The sequence below is a fragment of the Terriglobus sp. 2YAB30_2 genome, assembly GCF_052114765.1.
In the GTDB taxonomy this organism is placed as follows: Bacteria; Acidobacteriota; Terriglobia; order Terriglobales; family Acidobacteriaceae; genus Terriglobus.
On sequence record NZ_JBFRFJ010000019.1, the window covers coordinates 42,844 to 61,011 of the forward strand.

An 18,168-nucleotide genomic window follows, 5' to 3' on the forward strand; every position below is an offset into this window, starting at 1 on the left:
AAGGGCACGGCTTTCAGCCGTGCCGCAGTCGGACATGAAACGCGAGCGGCTTCAGCCGCTGAGGGCAAATTCAGCCCAAGCACAATTTCCCGTCCCGAATCCTTGGTGCTATTTCACTCTTATGGATCCTAAAATCCCCTGTTGCTTTCCAAAAGGAAGCGTGTCACTATTCTCCTATTGGAAACCTAAAGGTTCATATGCCATGAAGGAAAGCCCCGTGAAGGAAAAGCCAGACGTTTTGCAAGGTACGCTCGCGCTGATGGTCCTCAAGACACTCGACGTCCTTGGGCCGCAGCATGGCTGGGGGCTTGCCCGTCGTATCGAGCAGATCAGCGGCGATCTTCTGGCTGTGAACCAGGGCACGCTTTATCCCCTTCTGCTTCGGCTGGAGCATGAAGGCTCGATTGCGTCCGAGTGGGGTGTATCGGAGAACAAGCGCCGCGCGCGCTTCTATCGGCTTACCGCGGCCGGCCGCAAGCAGCTTCAGGCAGAGACCCGCGAGTGGGAGCAAACCGCGGCGATCATCGCGCGCTTTTTCAAAGTCAAGGCGGAGGACTTACCGTGAGATTCCTGCGACGGTTCAGAATTCGGCTTTTCAATCTTGTAACTCGGCGGAGCACCGATGAACGTCTGCGGGAAGAGCTCGCCGGGCATTTTGCGTTTGAGGTAGAGGAGAACATGCGCGCCGGTATGCCGCCTGTCGAGGCGCGGCGACAGGCCGCGCTCAAGCTCGGACCGGTCGAAGCCATCCGCGAGCGTCACCATGCCGAGCAAAGCATTCCTTTCTTTGAGAATCTGCTCTTCGACCTGCGCTACGCGGTCCGCATGGTTTTGAGATCTCCTGGATTCGCTGTCATTGCGATCGGCACCATGGCGCTGGGCATCGGAGCCACCGCTGCCATCTATAGCGTGATCGATGCCACGCTGCTGCACCCGTTGCCATATCCAAATCCCACTGAGTTGGTGCGCGTTCAGGACGACCTTCCCGGTGTAGGCGCGCACGGCGTCGGCATCTCCATCCCTGAGTGGAGAGACCTGCAGGCTTCCGGAATCTTCCAGTCCGTGGCGCTTACCGGCACCGGCGCAAACGTGAACCTCACGGGCAGTGAGCAGCCCCTGCGTCTCAGCTTCAAGCAGGTTACGCCGAACTACTTCATGGTCCTCGGCGCGGACGCGCAGTTGGGCCGCACCTTCGATCCGAACGATCCCACTCCCGGCTACAACCTGGAGGTTGTAATCAGCGACGGGCTCTGGAGGAAAGAGTTCGGAGCGGACCCGCAGATTGTTGGCAGGGTGCTGCGCCTGGACAACGACGCCTATCGTGTTGTGGGCGTGATGCCGCGCGGCTTTCGCGATCAGGGCTCAACCAGTGACGAGCAGAATGTAGACCTGTGGCTGGGCGCAGGCTTTACCGGTCTGCCGTTTCGGCCTGCGCAGCGCGATCTGCGTCTGGCGAGTCGCGCTGTCATCGCGCGCTTGAAGCCCGGTCTCTCGATTGCGGCCGCGCAGGGGCATCTCGATGCGCTGGTTGACTCGCTGAAGAAGCAATATCCGGGGGAGTATCCGGCACAGACCCAATGGACCGTGCGTCTGATTCCACTGACCGAAACCGTGGTCGGCAGCATTCGTTCCTCTCTCATTCTGCTGTTCGGCGCGGTAGGCCTGGTCCTGCTGATCAGTTGCGTCAACGTCGCCAATCTGCTGCTCGCCAGGGCGAGTGGGCGAGGCCGTGAGATCGCGGTTCGTCAGGCTTTGGGAGCGCAGAGAACGCGGCTCATCCGCCAGTTCCTCGCCGAGAGTCTGCTGCTCTTCGTGCTTGGCGGACTCGCCGGTGTTGCCATTCTCTTCAGTGCCCAGCATTTCCTGCTGAGGCTCATTCCGGAGAGCCTTCCGCATCTGAACAACATAGCGATCAACTGGGGCGTGCTGATGTTTGCGGTGGCTGTCTCTGTCGCAACCGGCATCGTCTTTGGCCTTGCTCCAGCGTGGTTGATGAGCCGCTTCGACTTGATCGGAACGCTTCGCCAGGAAGGACGCGGCTCCAGCGGATCACGGGAACGTGCGCGTGCCCGCCAGATACTGGTCATCAGTGAGTTGGCGCTTTCGCTGGTGCTCCTCATCGCCGCGGGGCTGCTGTTGCGCAGCTTCTGGGATCTGTTCAAGGTGCAGCCCGGCTTCAATCCCAACCGCGTCATGGCCATTCAAACCTGGCTGCCCGGGCCTAACGATCCCAGTGCTGATATCTACCGATCAGCCACGCAGGAAGCGGTCCTGGTACGCGAGATTCTTCGCCGCAGCCGAACCCTGCCGGGCGTAGAAGAAGCGGCCATCGGTGACGAAGCCGCGCTTCCCCTGGGCCACAGCCAGCCCGGCCGGCTGCCATTGCTCCGCGAAGGCATCGAGATGAAGGACAATGAGGCGCCTGTGATCAATAGCCCCATCGTCTCGCCCGAATACTTCCACCTGTTGAGCGTGTCGCTGTTGCGCGGGCGCCTCTTCAACGATCAGGACCTTGAAGACACGCCGCAGGTGGCTGTCATCAATCAGGCTGCCGCTCTTACCTATTGGGCAAATCAGGACCCGCTGGGCAAACGCGTCCGCTTGCGCCTGGATAGCCGCGACCGGCGGACGGGGACCACGCCACCCTGGACAACGATCATCGGCGTCATTGCCGATGCACGCACGGAATCGTTGGCCGACGCAGCCGTTCCGCAGATCTACCGCAGCGTCTACCAGCGCCCCGCCAAAGACCTGGCCATCTTTCTTCGCGGACAGCTCGATCCCGGCGCGATCTCCTCGCAGATGCGCACGCAGATCCAATCCATCGATCCGGAGCTCCCGGTCTTCCATGGCGAGACTCTGGATGAGGTGCTCTCCGCGTCGCTCTCCGTCAGGCGATTCTCGATGGAGATGGTGGGATTTTTTGCAGCCACTGCATTACTACTCGCCGGGCTCGGCATCTACGGAACGATTTCGTATGTCGTGAATGAACAAAGACGTGAGATCGCCATTCGCCTCGCGCTGGGAGCGCAAAAAGGCACCATCCTGAAGATGGTCCTGCGCCGGGGAGTTAGTCTGGCTGCCGCCGGCACCGGACTGGGTGTAGCTGGTGCGCTCATCGCCTCTCACCTCATGTCCGGTCTGCTCTACGGCGTGTCGCCTACGGATCTACCCACCTTCGCAGGCTTCACCGTTGTGCTGACCGCTGTCGCACTCGCCGCCAGCTATATTCCGGCGCTACGCGCCATGCGCTTCGATCCAATCACAACGCTCCACTCTGAATGAGTTTCTTTGTTGCTGCGCGTTCACATGTTTCGATAAGTGGTAAGCCCTGTTAGCGCCAATGGAGAACGCGTGGGCGGATTGCTTCCGTGAGACTTACTTCTCGATACTGACAATCGTTCTCCCAATAATTTCTGAAAAGCGCACAGAAACGACTGCCCAGTTTGGGAATCCGCATCAGATGAAGGTCCCGCCTCTCGATTACAATTCTGTAGACTCTCACCGTGATCGACCGAATTGTAGAATATGTTGCCTTCAGCGCACATTTCCTCAATTAGGAGCACTGCGATATACAGATCGAGTTCTACCGGGGTTTCCATGTTCCGCTTTCCTGCCCGTTGCTACTTCGCCTCTATGCTGTGCCTCCTCACTGCTCTCTTGAGCCAAGCACAAGCAGCGAGGAAGGCGCCTCAGACCCTGCCAATAGCCTTCGAAGCTAATCGAGGCCAGATTGTTGAGCCCTACGCGTACAGGTTTCGTCGCGATGGAGCTGATGCCTTGTTCGCGAGCAACGGTCTGGACATCGTATTGCGCGGAAACGCCTCACAGCCACTGCATATAGACTTTCGCGGGGGAAACGCTACTCCCAAAGGCATGCAGCCTCTGGCCGGGCACACCAACTATTTCATAGGAACAGATGAGTCACGATGGATCCGAAATGTTTCCCTTTACTCGGAAGTTGAGTACAAAGAGCTTTACCGAGGCATTTCTCTCTACTTTTATGGGAATGACCACGAGCTTGAGCACGATTTTCAAGTATCTCCGGGTGCAGATCCGTCACAAATCAGGCTGTCCGTTCGAGGCGCTTCTTCGGTACGTCTGCGGCCCGATGGAAGCCTGGCCATGGTATCTCCCAGTGGCACGATCGAGTTTCACAAACCCGTCGCTTACCAGATCTCGGCTGGAGGCAAAACGAATGTTTCGGCAAAGTTCCATCTCACACGCGACAACCAAATCCAGTTCGAACTAGGCGAGTATGACCACTCTCAAGCGCTGGTGATCGATCCCGTCATCACTTTTGCTACCTACCTGGCTGGGACCGGCGCGGACCACGTGACGGGCGTCGCCACAGACGGAAGCGGCAATGTTTTCGTCACCGGCTACACCACTTCAACGGACTTCCCGACGAAGAATCCCATTCAATCAGGACTTGGTGGCTCTGGCGCTACGAACGTCTTCATCACCAAGCTAGACCCGACCGGAAAGACACTAATCTATTCGACTTATCTTGGTGGTTCCTCTACAAGCTTCGGTGATTTCGGCGGAGCGATCACCGTGGATTCAGCCGGGAACGCAATTGTCGGCGGCATCGCCTCCTCCAGCAACTTTCCCCACGCGGGTTCCGTTCCTTCCACGGTGAGCTGCCAATACACCAGCTCCTGCTACTTCATCGCCTCCATCAAGCCTGATGGTTCGGGTCTGAATTATGCGGGCAGAATTGGCGGCGAGCAAGGAAACTACACCAACGGTGTGAACGGCCGCGTGGCCGTTGATGCTTCGGGCAATGCGTATCTTGCAGGAGTGACGGATGACCGCAACTTCAACGTGACGCCCGGGACACTGGGAGGTAGCCCACTCGGATACCCCTACAATCAGATGTTCGTGCTCAAGGTTGATACGTCCGGCGGCTTGGTTTACTCCACGATTGTTCCGGGCAACGCATCGAATTCTTCTACCCAGTCTTACACCAACGCGTTTCTTCCAACCGCTATTGCCGTGGACAGCGGTGGCAGCGCGACCGTTCTTGGCTGGGGAGGTCTGGGTCTGACGACCACCCCTGGTGTGGTTGCGCCACAGTTTCCAAATGCTTATGTGAATGTTGCGAATCCCTCCGCGGGCGTCGTGCTGCGCCTGAACGCGACGGCTACTGCGCTCGACTTCGCCAGTTATCTTCCGGGCACAGACAACGCTGGTGGCCTGGCCATCGATCCCAGCGGCAACTTATGGATCGCCGGTGAGACGGCCGAGACAACACTTCCTGTGAGCGCGAATGCCTATCAAAAGGCACCCAGTACCGGCAGCATCTCTTCTACGGCATCCGGTTCCGGATACATCATGGAACTAGCCCCTGGAGCAACCAGCGTACTCGCTGCGACGTACCTGGACGGAACAGGCGTAGGCCAGAACTATGAGTCCAGCTCCTTTTCCGCGATTGGCCTGGATAGCAAGCTGAATGTATTTGTGGGTGGCACCACGAGTTCTCCGGACTTTCCGATGCAAAGTCCGTTTGTGACCGTGCTAAACAGCACGGGCACCATCTGGGGCATGATGCTGGCGGAGATGAGCCCTGACCTGAGCACTGTCAAGTTCGGATCGTTCCTCAACGCCGTTGGGAACGCCAGCTACGAAGGTTCAAATTTCGGCGGCATGACGGTGGATCCGCAAGATCATCTAATCGCCGCGGGAACGACCTTTGCCACGGATTTTCCAACGACCGCGGGCAGTTTTGAGCCGACTCCTCCACCGGCCGCCAGTCCTTACACTTCTTATCTGCACAGCTTCGTGGCGAAGATCGATATGTCTGTGGCGGCGCCGGCACTCTGCTTCAGCAGCCTGAACGTCCAATTCGGAAAGGTGAATGCGAACACCTCCAGCAGCAAGACCGTTCAACTGACAAACTGCGGAAACGCAGCGCTAAGCATTGATGCGATCACTTCGTCTGCGTCGACCGTGGTGGCCACCCAGAGCTGCGGCTCTATCGCTCCGGGAGTCGCGTGCCCAATTCAACTCACGTTTACTCCGGTCAGCAGCGCCAGCACGACGGGTTCCCTGACGTTTTCAACCAACGCCGCGACTCTTCCCAAAACCGTTGCCTTTGGGGGACAAGGGATTGCACCGAGTATCTCCGCAGGGGCCAATCCCGTTCCTTTCGGTCACTATCTTGTCGGCACGGCTGCTCCAAACGGCACACTCGCTCTCTACAACAGGGGACAAGTGGCGCTGACGATCAGTAGCGTGACCGTTTCCGGATCCGGTTTCGCGCTGGTAAACCAGACTTGTACGACGCGGAGCATCGCCGCGAACTCCTTCTGCGTCGCCACAATCTCGTTCACGCCTATCTCCGCAGGTCCACTAACCGGAACCGTAACGGTCGTCTCCAATGACCCGCAAACGCCACAGCTCACGGTCGCTCTCACTGGCACCGGAGATGCCATTTACCCGGTTCCAATGTTGTCCTCACTCACCACACCAACGGTACCGCTGAACACCGCAACCATAGAAACGCTGACGGGCTCGAACTTTTATCCGCAATCCGTTGCTCAGCTGAACGGCACCCCTTTGACAACGAAGTTCGTGAGCAACACGACCTTGCAAGCCACCATTCCCGCTGGGGCCATCACTGCCCTCGGAGAACAAATCCTTACCGTAGTGAACCCGCAACCGGCGGGCGGTATCAGCGCGGGCCTGATTGTCACTCCTTACCAGACGATTGGGATCAGCCCAACGTTCCTTGTGTCCGTTCCATCCACGGGGCTGCTCTACGCCGCCAACTCTCAGACCGCAGCAAGCAACCCCAATACGGTGATTCCGATTGACCCGACAACGGGGACCCCAAAGACGCCGATCGCCGTTGGGAACAAGCCCGGCATCCTGGCCGCGACGAGCGATGGATCGTACCTGTACGTCGCGAACCAGACCGACCTGACCGTTCAGCGCATCAACCTGAGCACGAACGCCGTAGAGCGCACGTTTCCCTACACGCCGAATCTTTACTGTTCGAGCTGCACGAACTTAGCGGCGACCGACCTGGCAACGGTGCCCGGGTACCCGCAGCAGGTGCTGATGTCGCAAGGGAGCTGGCTTACGCTCTACAACGACTCCGGGGCCGTGAATCATATACCGAACGACGGAATCTGCTGCATGGCCGATCCTAACTTCGGCAGCATCGCGCTGGCGGGAAGCCCCCTGACCGTATATGCCTTACCTTTCCTGATCACAGGAGAGTTTTTCCAAACAGCAAACCTAACGCCAGCCGGGCTTTCTTACACGCGCCTATCAGAGACCAATCACGGCGGCAACACCACAACAGGCAACCAAGTGATTTCCGATGGCACGTTGCTATACACGAGCGCAGGACAAATCTGGAGTCCGGCTACCCGGACCGAAGTGGGTACCTTCCCGGTAACGACTTATAACGCAACGTCTTATCCCAACACGCACAACATCACTCTCGACTCATCACTGGGCGAGTTCTATACCATCGGCGATCAGACAGTCGGCTCAAGCAGCGCCGTTGTCATCACTGCGTATGGCCTGAAGTCCCATGCCATCGATGCGACGCTTCTCTTCCCTCAGATCACTTCCGCAATCCAGTCCAACCTTGTCCGTTGGGGAACGAATGGGTTCGCCTTTCTCTCCGATGCGGGTGTCTACCTGGTAAAAACGAGTGCCGTCTCCGCATCCACGCAAAAACCAAGTCCGGTGCTCAATGCGATCTCACCGGCTTCTGTGATCGCCGGTGGATCAAGCTTTATCATCACGGTGAGCGGCAGCAGTTTCCTTTCGAATTCTGTCATCGATTGGAATGGAACGCCTCTTCCGACAACTTTCGTCAGCGGCCAGCAGCTCACAGCCACGGTTCCTGCCTCAAACCTTTCTCAGGCGGGTACTGCGCAGGTCGCTGTCTATACGCCTGGACCAGGCGGGGGGAGCTCTGTTTCCGCGGCATTTACGATCAATGGCGCGTTGCCGGGTGCATCCTTATCTCCATCCTCTTTGGATTTCGCCAACGTAACCCTGACGCTCTCAAGCAGTGCACAACCAATTCAACTTACAAATACAGGAAACGCGCCGCTTGCCATCAGCGGGGTCGCGGCCACTGGTGACTTCTCGGAAACAAATACCTGCGGAGCAAGTCTTGCGGCCGGAACTTCGTGCACGATTACGGTCCTCTTCACTCCCTCTGCCACAGGTTCTCGGACGGGCACGCTTACCGTTACAGACAACGCTCCCACTACTCCACAGACAGTGACACTGGCAGGAACTGGCGTGCCTACTCTGACTATGGGCACCTCGCCAGGTGGATCAACGACGAGCAGCGTGAGCGGTGAAAACACAGCCACATACGCCCTCGCTATCGCCGGCGGCACCGGTTTCTCGGGTACGGTCAAACTTACCTGCACAGGAGCTCCGCAGTATGCGACCTGCGACATAGCTCCGTCCACGGTGACGATCACGTCAGGAAGCGTCGCAAACTACACCGTGACCGTCTCCACCGGGCAGACTATGGCTGCGAGGCATTCTATTCCAGACGTAACCTTTGCCGGATTATGCTTCACTCCGCTTTTCGCTCTTGGAATACTCACGCGCAGGAAAAGGCGCTTTGCGATCCTTGGCCTTAGCGTGCTCGCATGCTTGTCTCCTTTTGCTCTTTCCGGCTGCTCTTCTGGAAGCGCCGGCAGCAACGGATCCACACAGATCCACCGCACGCCCGCCGGCACCTACAATCTCACAATCAGTGCATCCGTGGGCTCAACAGTCATAACTCAGGGTCTCGTGTTGATCGTCAATTGATCGTACATATCTGAAGCGAGATTGACATGCTTGTCATGTTCTACGACCAGCGCGGGGCCTGCTGAGGATCTATACTTCTGAGTTGCCTCCAGAAACACGCCACCCGTCAGGATTAGTGATAAATCGCCGAATCACTTATCGAGCGAATGAGGATGAGCGCATTGCCCTGTTGTCGCGGAATGAGCGCCGGGTTGGTAAACGGACGCGGAATATTTCGTATGGTTAACTGATTTGGGGGACCAACAGAGTGATCGACTGCAGAGCCGCGACGAAGAGTTATGCCTCTCGACCTGTTCTCCGAGGCATAGACCTAGCCGTAGAACCTGGCATTTGTGCCTTACTAGGGGCTAACGGTGCTGGCAAGTCCACACTGCTGCGCCTGCTCTCCGGGCTGGAAGAGCCAGACAGTGGTTCCGTGTCCATCGGTGGACTGGGTTTCCGAGATCATGGAGTTGAAATCCGACGAAATCTGGGTGTACTCCCCGAGGGGCTCGGGTTGTTCGAGTCTTTGACCATCATCGAAAACCTGATGGCAATTGGACCTATTTATGGACTCACGAAAAGCGAAACAGCAGCACGAACAACGAACCTGCTAGGACTACTCGATCTAACACAAGGACGCCACACCGTTGCACGCAATTGTTCGTTCGGCATGCGGAAGAAGACCGCCCTGGCTATGGCCCTGCTGCACAAGCCGAGGGTTCTGCTGCTGGATGAGCCGTTTGAAGGTATTGATCCCGCATCGTCCGCGGTCATTGAGATGCTGCTTGGCCAACTCTCCAGCGATGGCGCTACGATCTTGCTCACCTCTCACATTCTGTCGATCGTGCAGAAAATAGCTACTCGCGTAGTCATTCTTAACCAAGGTCGCATTGAATCAGATTTCAACCCATCCACGGCAGACGAAGGAGTTGAGGACGTATATTTCAGCATCGTCGGCGAACCACAGCCGGAGGTGCTGGATTGTCTCAGATCCTAGCCCTTCTGTTCCTGCTGAAGAAACTGATGTTGAAAGAACTGAGCAGCTTTTCCTCGGTACGTTTCAACAACTTTCTGTTCTGCATCCTTTTCATTATGGTCGCGGGTTTAACAAGCAGGGCACCGGAAGCAGCATTCTGGAGCACGCTTCTCTTTCAAATTGTCCTCCTTGCGCCTTTGCTTGTTACCTTTTCCGTAGATACACAGCATAGGTTGCCCCCGGAACGAGTCGCTACGTGGCCGCTGACACGTAGACAAAGACTCTTGCTCAGTTCCGTAAGTTTTGCGTTGAATCCATTATTTATCGTGCTGTTTCTTGGCTACCTGTTCTGGATGGGCTTAGCCGCGGGTCTCTTTTTTCTTCTAATGGCACTCATCGTGCATGGGGCCGTATACGCCGTTTGCCGTCTCCCATTCAAAATAAGGACGCCTGCAGGCCTCAGCATTTCAAGGACGCCCTTGGACGTCAGCGGGATCGCGCAAGAGACATGGCGGGAGCTGCTGGGAACGCTCGACTTTTGGACCGCGCTGCTTATAGCGGTTAGTGGAACCTTGTATCGACTGTTCGGGCGGGCACCAGCGCCCGAAGCATTTCCGATGCTGGCGTTATTCGTGGGTATCGCAATGAGCACGATTGGGCAACGCATGCTCTGTCTGGATGAGGGGCGAGCATTGCTGCGCTATCGTCTCCTACCGATAGCAGGGTGGAAAGTGCTCGTCACGCAGGACATGACTTTCCTGATTCCGCTTGCCGTCATGGTTTCACTCCTGAGTCTACGAACAGGCATTGCATTTGGCTTGGTCGCTATCGCAGTCGGGCGGTACTCATCACTGAGGCAGCGGGCGAACCAACGTAGATGGCGTTTCGTCGGAGGAGATCCACGTTTCGGAGTTGCACAGGTTCTCCTGGGCGGATTAGCTGGAATCGGAGCGGCAAGGACGGGACTCTGGGCCGTTGCTTTCGCCCTCTACGTGGTTTCCATCTTTTGGGGTGAACAGCTATGGAAATGCTCCCTGACTGCTTAGTCAAATAACACGTCTCTGGAAACCTGTGGACAGGCGTGACGCTCCCATTTCGAATTCGATAGATCTGGGCTTCATGATTCGAATCTCCGATCTTTGGCATTTTGCAGCGCCGAAATTCTGTGCAGGGGCATTTCGGAGAGGATGCAGTCGGACTCGTCTCTGGCTGAAACTCGAGGTCTTGTGGGAGCAGGAGGCTTCACCGTTGTGCTTACCGCCGTCGCACTCGCAGCCAGCTATATTCCAGCACTGCGCGCCATGCGTTTCGATCCAATCACGACGCTCCACTCCGATTCACTCCTGATAATGGACGGCCCATGGGGAGCGTTTCAAAAGGAGGATGTGGCATGATCGCGCGCATCCTCTCACTTCTACGGCAAGGAGCTTTCATGAACCGTCGTCTTCGTACTCTCGTCTTTGTAATGGGTCTCTCTCTAGCCTTCATCGTCAGTGGCGCAATCGCGCTTCCGCGCACCATGGAAACTTCAGCGCAAAAAATCAAAAGAATTCCGTTGCCGCCTAGTCAGAATCCCTCGAATGCTGATCTTCCAATCTCGGCGGCCGTATGGGCCGGAGATACGCTGTATGTGAGTGGATGGCTCGACCCGGAGATCAAGACTCATCCGGATCCAAGTCACAGACCGAGGGCATCCTCAAGGACCTGCAAAAATTTCTCGAATCGCAGAAGCTAACGCTGGGCGATGTGGTGATGATGCATGTGTATCTCGGAGGCGATCCTGAGAAAGACGGCAAGATGGACGTCGCTGGAATGATGGCCGGATACACCCAGTTCTTCGGCACCAAAGATCAACCGAACAAGCCCGCACGCACCACGGTGCAGGTGGTTCTGCCCGCCGGCGCTCGAGGCGGTTTGGTAGAGATCGACATGGTCGCTGTGCGGTCGAAGTAGCAGCCACATCGCGTAGTAGCAACAACAACGGGATCTTGCCGGGGGCCGGAGTCGGCTGCTAATAGGCTGGCAGCATAACGGAGCTGGTGTTGCAATCGCAACGGCGGCAGCGGTTCTTGTTGCCAGAAGCTCCGATTCGATGAGTGGTAAGTCCTGTTATCGCCAGTTGATGTTGTGATCAGTCAACATAAGCTGACTTGTGGGTACTAACCGTCAATGGGCGCATTGGCGATTTGGTGCCATTTCACGATTGCGCCGCCTTATGCTTCGGCCGACAGTTCGAAGTCTCTTCTACGCTCCAGCCACCACCATCCGAACTCCGTCGCCGCAATCACTAGTATCCCTGTACCCCACACATAAAAACCTACCATCGGAATCAACTTATCTTTTTCTTCCTTCGACAGGCTTGCCCTCAAAAAGCTCCGCGTCGCAAACAAGCAAAAAGCCATCGCTACGGCAACAAACGGCCGCGCCCGCCTCAGAGCCTTAAATGACGCACTAAACCAACTTTCCACAACCAGCACATTCGCCCACCCACCCAGCGGCAACCCTATAGCCCATGAAAGATATGCCGTTGGGGACAACATCGTGGAAAGTGATACCCCTGCGCAGAAATAGCCAGGCCAACCTGGCCCAGTAAAGGGCGCCGAATTTGCCCCCGGCAACAGCATCGAGACTAAGAACAGGCAGGACCCCACAAACTGGAAGATCCGATTCACCCGCGCCATCATCGTGTCACTCTTCCTCACCGGCATTGCGGCATAATACCGTCAAATCTATCGATCTGAAGTATTAAATGTCAGGACTGGCACTTCAAATGGTGAAGCTTAGGTTTGAAGTCTCGGGAAACCTGGGGACGGAAACCTGAGGACAGACGGGACGTTCCCATTCCGAAGGTGGTAGATCAAGCTGGCCGCGCAATGGCTTCCTCAACCTCGTGTGCTCCCCCTGGCCCGTTGACCGCTTCGCCGCCACTCATCCGAGATAAGAGCCGCATGCGCTGATGAACGCTCGTGCGGATCGAGCGAATGTAGATGAGTGTGTTGCCCTGAAGTCATCAAGCGAGAACCGTTCTTTCGCCACGGGTGGAGGTTCATTTGGGTGGAAAGGGCGTTCTATACATCTTTTCTTGCGATCGGCTTTCTCTGCAAAGAGACTCAAACGCTGACCTTCGATTGAGATACGTCCTCAGACCAGAGAGCGGTTAGGATGGTTGCATCGTTTCTGTGAGGTGCTCCGTCATGCTTCGTTCTCTGCCTGTCGTGTGCTGCGTTTTGGGCGCGCTTTCCGCCCTGGCTCAGCCAGCGTACAAGCCTTTCTCCGGCCGTACCCTGTTACGTGCCGGTCATGTGGTGGATGTACGCACCGGCAGAGAGATGGCCGACGAGACGGTCATCGTGCAGGGAGAGACCATCGTCGCTCTCGCCGCCACCTCCAGCACTCCCGCAAAAGCTGGTGACCGTGAAATTGACCTGCGCGCCTACACCCTGCTGCCGGGCCTGATCGACGTACATACGCACCTGACCGGGGCCAACAACTTTGATCCTTATTTCGAACTCTCCATGACACCCGGCAAGGAAGCCATCCTCGGCGTGGAGAATGCAAAGACCACGCTCGAAGCAGGTTTCACAACCGTTCGGAATGTCGGCGCAAATGGCTGGACCGACGTCGCGTTACGAGATGAGATCAACGAAGGCCATATCCCGGGACCGCACATGCAGGTTTCCGGTCCGGCGCTCGGCATTACCGGCGGCCACATGGATGAGAACCTGCTGCCTGCGCAGTATCGCTGGCAGGCCGAAGGCGTAGCGGATGGTATCGGCGGAGTGCAGCACATGGTGCGCACCAACATCAAGTACGGTGCCGACCTGATCAAGATCGGCGCCTCAGGCGGAGTGCTTTCCAAAGGGGATGACCCGCAGGCGTCGCAGTACACGCTCGAAGAGATGCAGGCCATCGTCACCGACGCTCACCGTCTTGGCCGCAAAGTCGCTGCGCACGCACACGGAGCGCAGGCCATCCTGTGGGCTGCGGAGGCAGGCGTCGACTCGATCGAGCACGGCAGCTACATCGATGACGCCTCCATCGCTGAAATGAAGAAACACGGCACCTACCTGGTCCCCACCAGCTATCTTTACGATTGGAATCGCGAGTTTGGGAAGCTGCCTGCAATCTACGCGGAGAAGATGCGGAACGTGACCTCCGTAGCCCGCGCCAATCATAAACGCGCTATCGATGCCGGTGTGAAGGTTGCCCTGGGCACTGATGCCGCCGTGTATCCCCACGGCCTGAACGCGCGTGAGCTGAACGTCTACGTGCGTGACTACGGAATGTCACCCCTCGCGGCGCTTCAGAGCGCCACGGTCAACGCTGCTGACCTGATGGGATGGACCGCCAAAACCGGCACGCTCGAGCCTGGGAAGTGGGCAGACGTTATCGCCGTCAGTGGCGACCCTCTCAAGGACATTCGCACCTGCGAGGAAGTTCACTTCGTGATGAAGTCCGGTGTCATCTATAAAGACGACGCTCATCCCCAGAGTCTCGACAAACTCAGCGACGTAGCCGCTGCACCCACTGCAGCTGCAGCGAGTGTCCCGGCGTTTTGAGTATTGTCGTTTGCGTCGGTTGCAACCCCAATAAGAAACCTGGGCACAGACGGGACGTTCCCATTTCAAATTCGATAGATCTGCGCTTCAATGATTCGAATGGTCTTCCCGTCTTAAGAGGAACGTGGAACGCGCTCTTTCGAAAAGCTTGCCTTGTCCAAGCGATCTGCTATGGGAGGAAAGGTGGTCGTAGGACCCTTCCAAAGCAGATCGTCAACGGTTGCGAAGAGCGGAAGATCCGTTCGAAGGGTAGCAAGGTCCCGGAATAGCAATACCAGATCCCGTTTACTATTGAGAACCTCGGAAAGGCCTTTCGGATTGGAAACGTTCACCTGCCAATCCCGTGGGTCGGACGGGATCGCTTCCAGTTTGCCGAAGCGAGAGAGAACGGCGGAAGCAGACTTGGCGCCCCACCCTGGCAGTCCCGGATAGCCATCGGATGCGTCACCGACCAAGGCGAGATAATCCGGAATGGAGCCTGGTTTGACTCCGAACTTCTGGATAACTCCCTGTTCATCGCGTTCGAGGCGCCTGCGTCGGTCGAGTTGCACAACGCGTGTGCCGACAACGCACTGAGCAAGATCCTTGTCCGGGGTGCTGATGATTACGCGCTCAACCCGAAGGTCGTCCTGTGCGAGAAAAGCCGCCGATGCCAGCGCATCGTCTGCCTCGTATTCCTCCATCGCCCACACTACGACTCCGAGCGCACGGAGCGCCTCCTCCAACAACGGAAACTGCGATAGTAACTGCGGGTCCACACCCACTCCGGTCTTATATTCAGGCCACATTTGATTCCGGAAGGACTCAATCACATGGTCGGTAGCCACACCGATGTACGTCGTACCTGCGCGCATCATGCCCAGAAGTGAACCAAGAACACCGCGCACCGCGGCAACCTCGCGACCTTCGCTGTCTTTGGCCGAGGGGAGAGCATAGAAATGCCTAAAGAGCTCATAGGTCCCATCGATCAGGTGCACTTCCATGGCATCAACCTTATCAGTTGATGCCAAACGTGGCAGCAACGAGCAGCACGATCCATACTGAACTCATCGCATGCGCGTTCACTGCAAACTGGTACGCCCTTAAGTGGGACAAATAAAGTCCACTCAAAGGTCTGGCTTTCTTGGTGTGATGTTTGTTATCAGAAACTATCCAGCTGCAGTTGACTCTGGAACGAGAAGCTGGGATGCTGGCCACACACAATTCCGGGACTCTCCACCCGGATATCCGCACGACCCTTCTTTCCCTCGTCGGCTCAAAAAATCCAAGGAGATCCATTCATGAGTTCGAATCTCGAGCAGACTAAAGCAGCCAAGGCGTCGACACCAGCGCAAGCTGGGACGGTCGACATAGAACAGAAAAGTGCGTACAGATGCGTTACGGTCAAATTCAGCAATCGTACGTCAAAGACACTTACTATGACGGGCGGTGGGACCTGGGAGATCGAAGGAGGTTTGTATAATGTCTTTCCACCGACGACCATAAATCCTTCACAGAACGTCCAGTGGGATGAGAAAAGAGACTTACTCAATAATTGTATTGCAAGCGTGACATACGGATTCGGCGCCGATGATGGTCAAGAGGAGTCCGTGTATATATCCTGGAACAATTCAGAGAGCCAGGAGAACGAGTACACAGTTACCTGCACCCCTCCGGATAAATACTTTATCAGCTACACCGGAGGGAGCGGAGATGAATCAACAATTAACGTGACTTTGTATGAGTTCCCTTATGAATGTTTCTGGTACAACATTTTCAGCGCACCAGAGTACATCAACCTGAGGGTGGAAGGAGACCCGGGTTCTCTCACGGTGATGTTCGGAACAAAGGAACAGGTTCAAGACCCGGAGCAGCAATGGGCTCTTGTCGATCCCTATACCGGATGGGACTGCTCAAATCCAGATGGAACCGCAGCCATGGGCTATACATGCTTCAAGATATTCAATAGAAAATATCAACAATTTCTATCGACAGATGGAATTGTCCTCATAGTAGAGGACGGTTCTTATGATTCGAAACAAAATTGGACGTGGAGAAACGCCGACGTCGATATCTCACGCATGGGCAATGCCCTCATCAATATGAGTTACAATCTCGCAGTGGGTAGTTCCGGCTTCGGTGGTGCTGGTCTAGTTCCCAACGATGACTCGTCTCCATATTGGGATACGCACCAGCCCTAAGTCCCCAGTGCTGTCAGCCTGCACGCGCCAGTGTTCGCTAGGCTCACACTCAGACCAATCTGACGTAAGTTGATCGCAGAGCGGCGACTCGCCAGCGCCGCTCTGCGATCACGACGCTCCACTCTGAATAACTGATCCGTTTATTGGTAGTGGTGATCTGCGTTCATAGAGCCCTTACCGGGCAACCCGCGGTCTCGCCCAGGGGTTTTCTTATTCGACTCGGGGAGGGACTTTGGGATATACGACTCGCGTTACCAAGCCGCTGCTCTCCAGTTGCCGCGACCGGTTGGAGTTCCCAGGCCAAGCGCACCACGTACTAGAGCATTTCTCCTGTTACTGGGTATCCCGTGAGGATCGTGCAGCGGCGTTTTCATTGAGAAAAACGCCCAAAGATGCACAACCCTGCTCTACACCTACAGGAGAAATGCTTTATCGGGTTGGATGGCTGGCCGTGAAAGGGGAGCAGCAGGGTTTTACCGTTGGCTTAAACTCCATAAGCTCAACCCTCGTATCGTCTGGGTCATACATATTGAACTGCCATTTGCCGTCGCGGGCGATCTTTATGCCTCCAGCGTTCCGGTTGTTGAGCCTGTCTCCGGTGTAGAGGGTCTCGTAGGCAGCCTTCATACTCGGTACTCCGAGTGCAATATGGTCCATCGATCCCAGCGAGGTCTTGGTTACACTGGCAGGAATGCGGACTCTCTCAGGATCCCTTACCATCATGTACTCGATCCAGTCCGTCCCATCGGGCACTTGTTGTGAGATCCAGTCCGTCGGAGTCTCAGCCCTGCCGCCGAACCAATATGGCCGGAATCCAAGCAGAGATCGATAGAACTCATTCTCAGCTTTGTCATCGCGCACCATGTATCCGAGATGAATGATGTGGCTGCTGAATTCGTCCAACGGTATGTCTGCCGGTTTCGCAGGAGGTTGTACGAACTGCACCCGGTTGCCCTCAGGATCGCGTACCTCAAACCAGCGGCTTCCATCGCTTGCGTTCTCTATTTTTTCCGGGACAGCGATGCCGTGCTCCTTCATATAGAGCCTTAGACCTGCCGCATCGGCGGTATTGAACGCTACATGGTCGAGCCTATTGATGGAGGTCTCCGTCGAAGGCAGCGGCAACACCTCCACGAACTGTATTGGGCTGAAGTAATACCGCACACCCAGAGCATTCTCAGGATCAGGCCTTTTGGACGCTCCCAAATCGTGTTGGTAAAAGGCGTCGGACTTCGCGGCGTTGGTTGTGTAGATGCAGACGTGTGAGATTCCAGTGATAGCCGGCCGAGAAGGTTTTGCTTGTGCCATGCCCGATAGGCTTTGTGCCAGCGAAAGCAGACAGCCGGCCATTCCCACATAAATCCTCATCCGCCGTTCCCCCATCCCGAAGCTTCTGTCCGCCGTCCTCAGCGGTCGCCTGTGCTTTGGCCTGTGAATGCAAAGCCATCATAGTCCCGACGCCCACCGTTTCATTACCGACGTCGAAAAATCAGCCGCCCAGGTCTACCTCGCAGCTCTAGGGAGCACGCGGCTCCATCAAAGGCCGAATACATTGCCGCAGACTTGTCTCTCGACCAAACTCAACCTTGCAGTCGCGCGGCGGACCATACATTTTCAGGAGTAATCCGCCGATGTAAGGCTGCAACGACGACTTACCGTCGAATCGCGTTGACTA

General features: G+C 56.4%; 11 protein-coding genes and 2 pseudogenes. 9 read left to right on the top strand and 4 right to left on the bottom strand.

What is annotated here, in order from left to right; translation table 11 throughout:
- The first annotated feature begins 217 nt into the window (after positions 1-217).
- From AB4Y89_RS21215 to AB4Y89_RS21245, 7 genes and pseudogenes are all read left to right on the top strand, one after another.
- On the top strand, positions 218-565 hold the full coding sequence (locus AB4Y89_RS21215; protein WP_442302941.1) for a PadR family transcriptional regulator: 348 nt from the start codon (positions 218-220) through the stop codon (positions 563-565).
- A complete protein-coding gene (locus AB4Y89_RS21220; RefSeq protein ID WP_442302942.1) occupies positions 562-3,285 on the top strand; it encodes an ADOP family duplicated permease in 2,724 nt (907 codons plus the stop codon). Before AB4Y89_RS21215 ends, AB4Y89_RS21220 begins: the two co-directional genes overlap by 4 nt.
- Positions 3,286-3,636: 351 nt before the next feature.
- Positions 3,637-8,796: a DUF7948 domain-containing protein gene (locus AB4Y89_RS21225; RefSeq protein ID WP_442303005.1), complete on the top strand. Its 5,160-nt coding sequence runs from the start codon at positions 3,637-3,639 to the stop codon at positions 8,794-8,796.
- Positions 8,797-9,139: 343 nt separating this feature from the next.
- Positions 9,140-9,775: pseudogene (locus AB4Y89_RS21230) on the top strand (ABC transporter ATP-binding protein); the annotation flags it as partial.
- Positions 9,760-10,800, top strand: coding sequence for a hypothetical protein (locus AB4Y89_RS21235; RefSeq protein WP_442302943.1), 1,041 nt, complete (start codon positions 9,760-9,762; stop codon positions 10,798-10,800). The pseudogene AB4Y89_RS21230 and the gene AB4Y89_RS21235, both read left to right, overlap by 16 nt.
- A gap of 141 nt (positions 10,801-10,941) precedes the next feature.
- Positions 10,942-11,148: a hypothetical protein gene (locus AB4Y89_RS21240; RefSeq protein WP_442302944.1), complete on the top strand. Its 207-nt coding sequence runs from the start codon at positions 10,942-10,944 to the stop codon at positions 11,146-11,148.
- A gap of 244 nt (positions 11,149-11,392) precedes the next feature.
- Positions 11,393-11,707, top strand: coding sequence for a Rid family hydrolase (locus tag AB4Y89_RS21245; RefSeq protein WP_442302945.1), 315 nt, complete (start codon positions 11,393-11,395; stop codon positions 11,705-11,707).
- Positions 11,708-11,967: 260 nt separating this feature from the next.
- Here the strand turns inward: AB4Y89_RS21245 and AB4Y89_RS21250 are convergent, their stop codons facing one another.
- Positions 11,968-12,438, bottom strand: coding sequence for a hypothetical protein (locus AB4Y89_RS21250; protein WP_442302946.1), 471 nt, complete (start codon positions 12,436-12,438; stop codon positions 11,968-11,970).
- Positions 12,439-12,948: 510 nt separating this feature from the next.
- Between AB4Y89_RS21250 and AB4Y89_RS21255 the strand changes: the two genes are divergently transcribed.
- Positions 12,949-14,313, top strand: a complete 1,365-nt coding sequence (locus AB4Y89_RS21255; RefSeq protein WP_442302947.1) for an amidohydrolase family protein — start codon at positions 12,949-12,951, stop codon at positions 14,311-14,313.
- A gap of 113 nt (positions 14,314-14,426) precedes the next feature.
- Here the strand turns inward: AB4Y89_RS21255 and AB4Y89_RS21260 are convergent, their stop codons facing one another.
- Complete coding sequence (locus AB4Y89_RS21260; RefSeq protein WP_442302948.1) at positions 14,427-15,296, bottom strand: 5'-3' exonuclease; 870 nt, start codon at positions 15,294-15,296, stop codon at positions 14,427-14,429.
- Positions 15,297-15,593: 297 nt separating this feature from the next.
- Between AB4Y89_RS21260 and AB4Y89_RS21265 the strand changes: the two genes are divergently transcribed.
- Positions 15,594-16,493 carry a hypothetical protein gene (locus AB4Y89_RS21265; protein ID WP_442302949.1) on the top strand — a complete coding sequence of 300 codons (900 nt, stop codon included), beginning with the start codon at positions 15,594-15,596 and terminating at the stop codon, positions 16,491-16,493.
- A 210-nt stretch (positions 16,494-16,703) separates the two neighbouring features.
- Here AB4Y89_RS21265 and AB4Y89_RS21270 read toward each other — a convergent pair.
- Positions 16,704-16,772, bottom strand: a pseudogene (locus AB4Y89_RS21270) (winged helix-turn-helix transcriptional regulator); the annotation flags it as partial.
- Between the two features lie 150 nt (positions 16,773-16,922).
- The gene (locus AB4Y89_RS21275; protein WP_442302950.1) at positions 16,923-17,843 is read right to left on the bottom strand and encodes a VOC family protein; all 921 of its coding nucleotides are present in this window, start codon (positions 17,841-17,843) and stop codon (positions 16,923-16,925) included.
- Positions 17,844-18,168 lie beyond the last annotated feature (325 nt).

Coding starts and splice junctions, on each gene's coding strand:
- AB4Y89_RS21225 (WP_442303005.1), top strand. CDS start 3,637: ATGCTGTGCCTCCTCACTGCTCTCTTGAGCCAAGCACAAGCAGCGAGG.
- AB4Y89_RS21240 (WP_442302944.1), top strand. CDS start 10,942: ATGCAGTCGGACTCGTCTCTGGCTGAAACTCGAGGTCTTGTGGGAGCA.
- AB4Y89_RS21245 (WP_442302945.1), top strand. CDS start 11,393: ATGGCTCGACCCGGAGATCAAGACTCATCCGGATCCAAGTCACAGACC.
- AB4Y89_RS21250 (WP_442302946.1), bottom strand. CDS start 12,438: ATGATGGCGCGGGTGAATCGGATCTTCCAGTTTGTGGGGTCCTGCCTG.
- AB4Y89_RS21255 (WP_442302947.1), top strand. CDS start 12,949: ATGCTTCGTTCTCTGCCTGTCGTGTGCTGCGTTTTGGGCGCGCTTTCC.
- AB4Y89_RS21260 (WP_442302948.1), bottom strand. CDS start 15,296: ATGGAAGTGCACCTGATCGATGGGACCTATGAGCTCTTTAGGCATTTC.
- AB4Y89_RS21265 (WP_442302949.1), top strand. CDS start 15,594: ATGAGTTCGAATCTCGAGCAGACTAAAGCAGCCAAGGCGTCGACACCA.
- AB4Y89_RS21275 (WP_442302950.1), bottom strand. CDS start 17,843: ATGGCCGGCTGTCTGCTTTCGCTGGCACAAAGCCTATCGGGCATGGCA.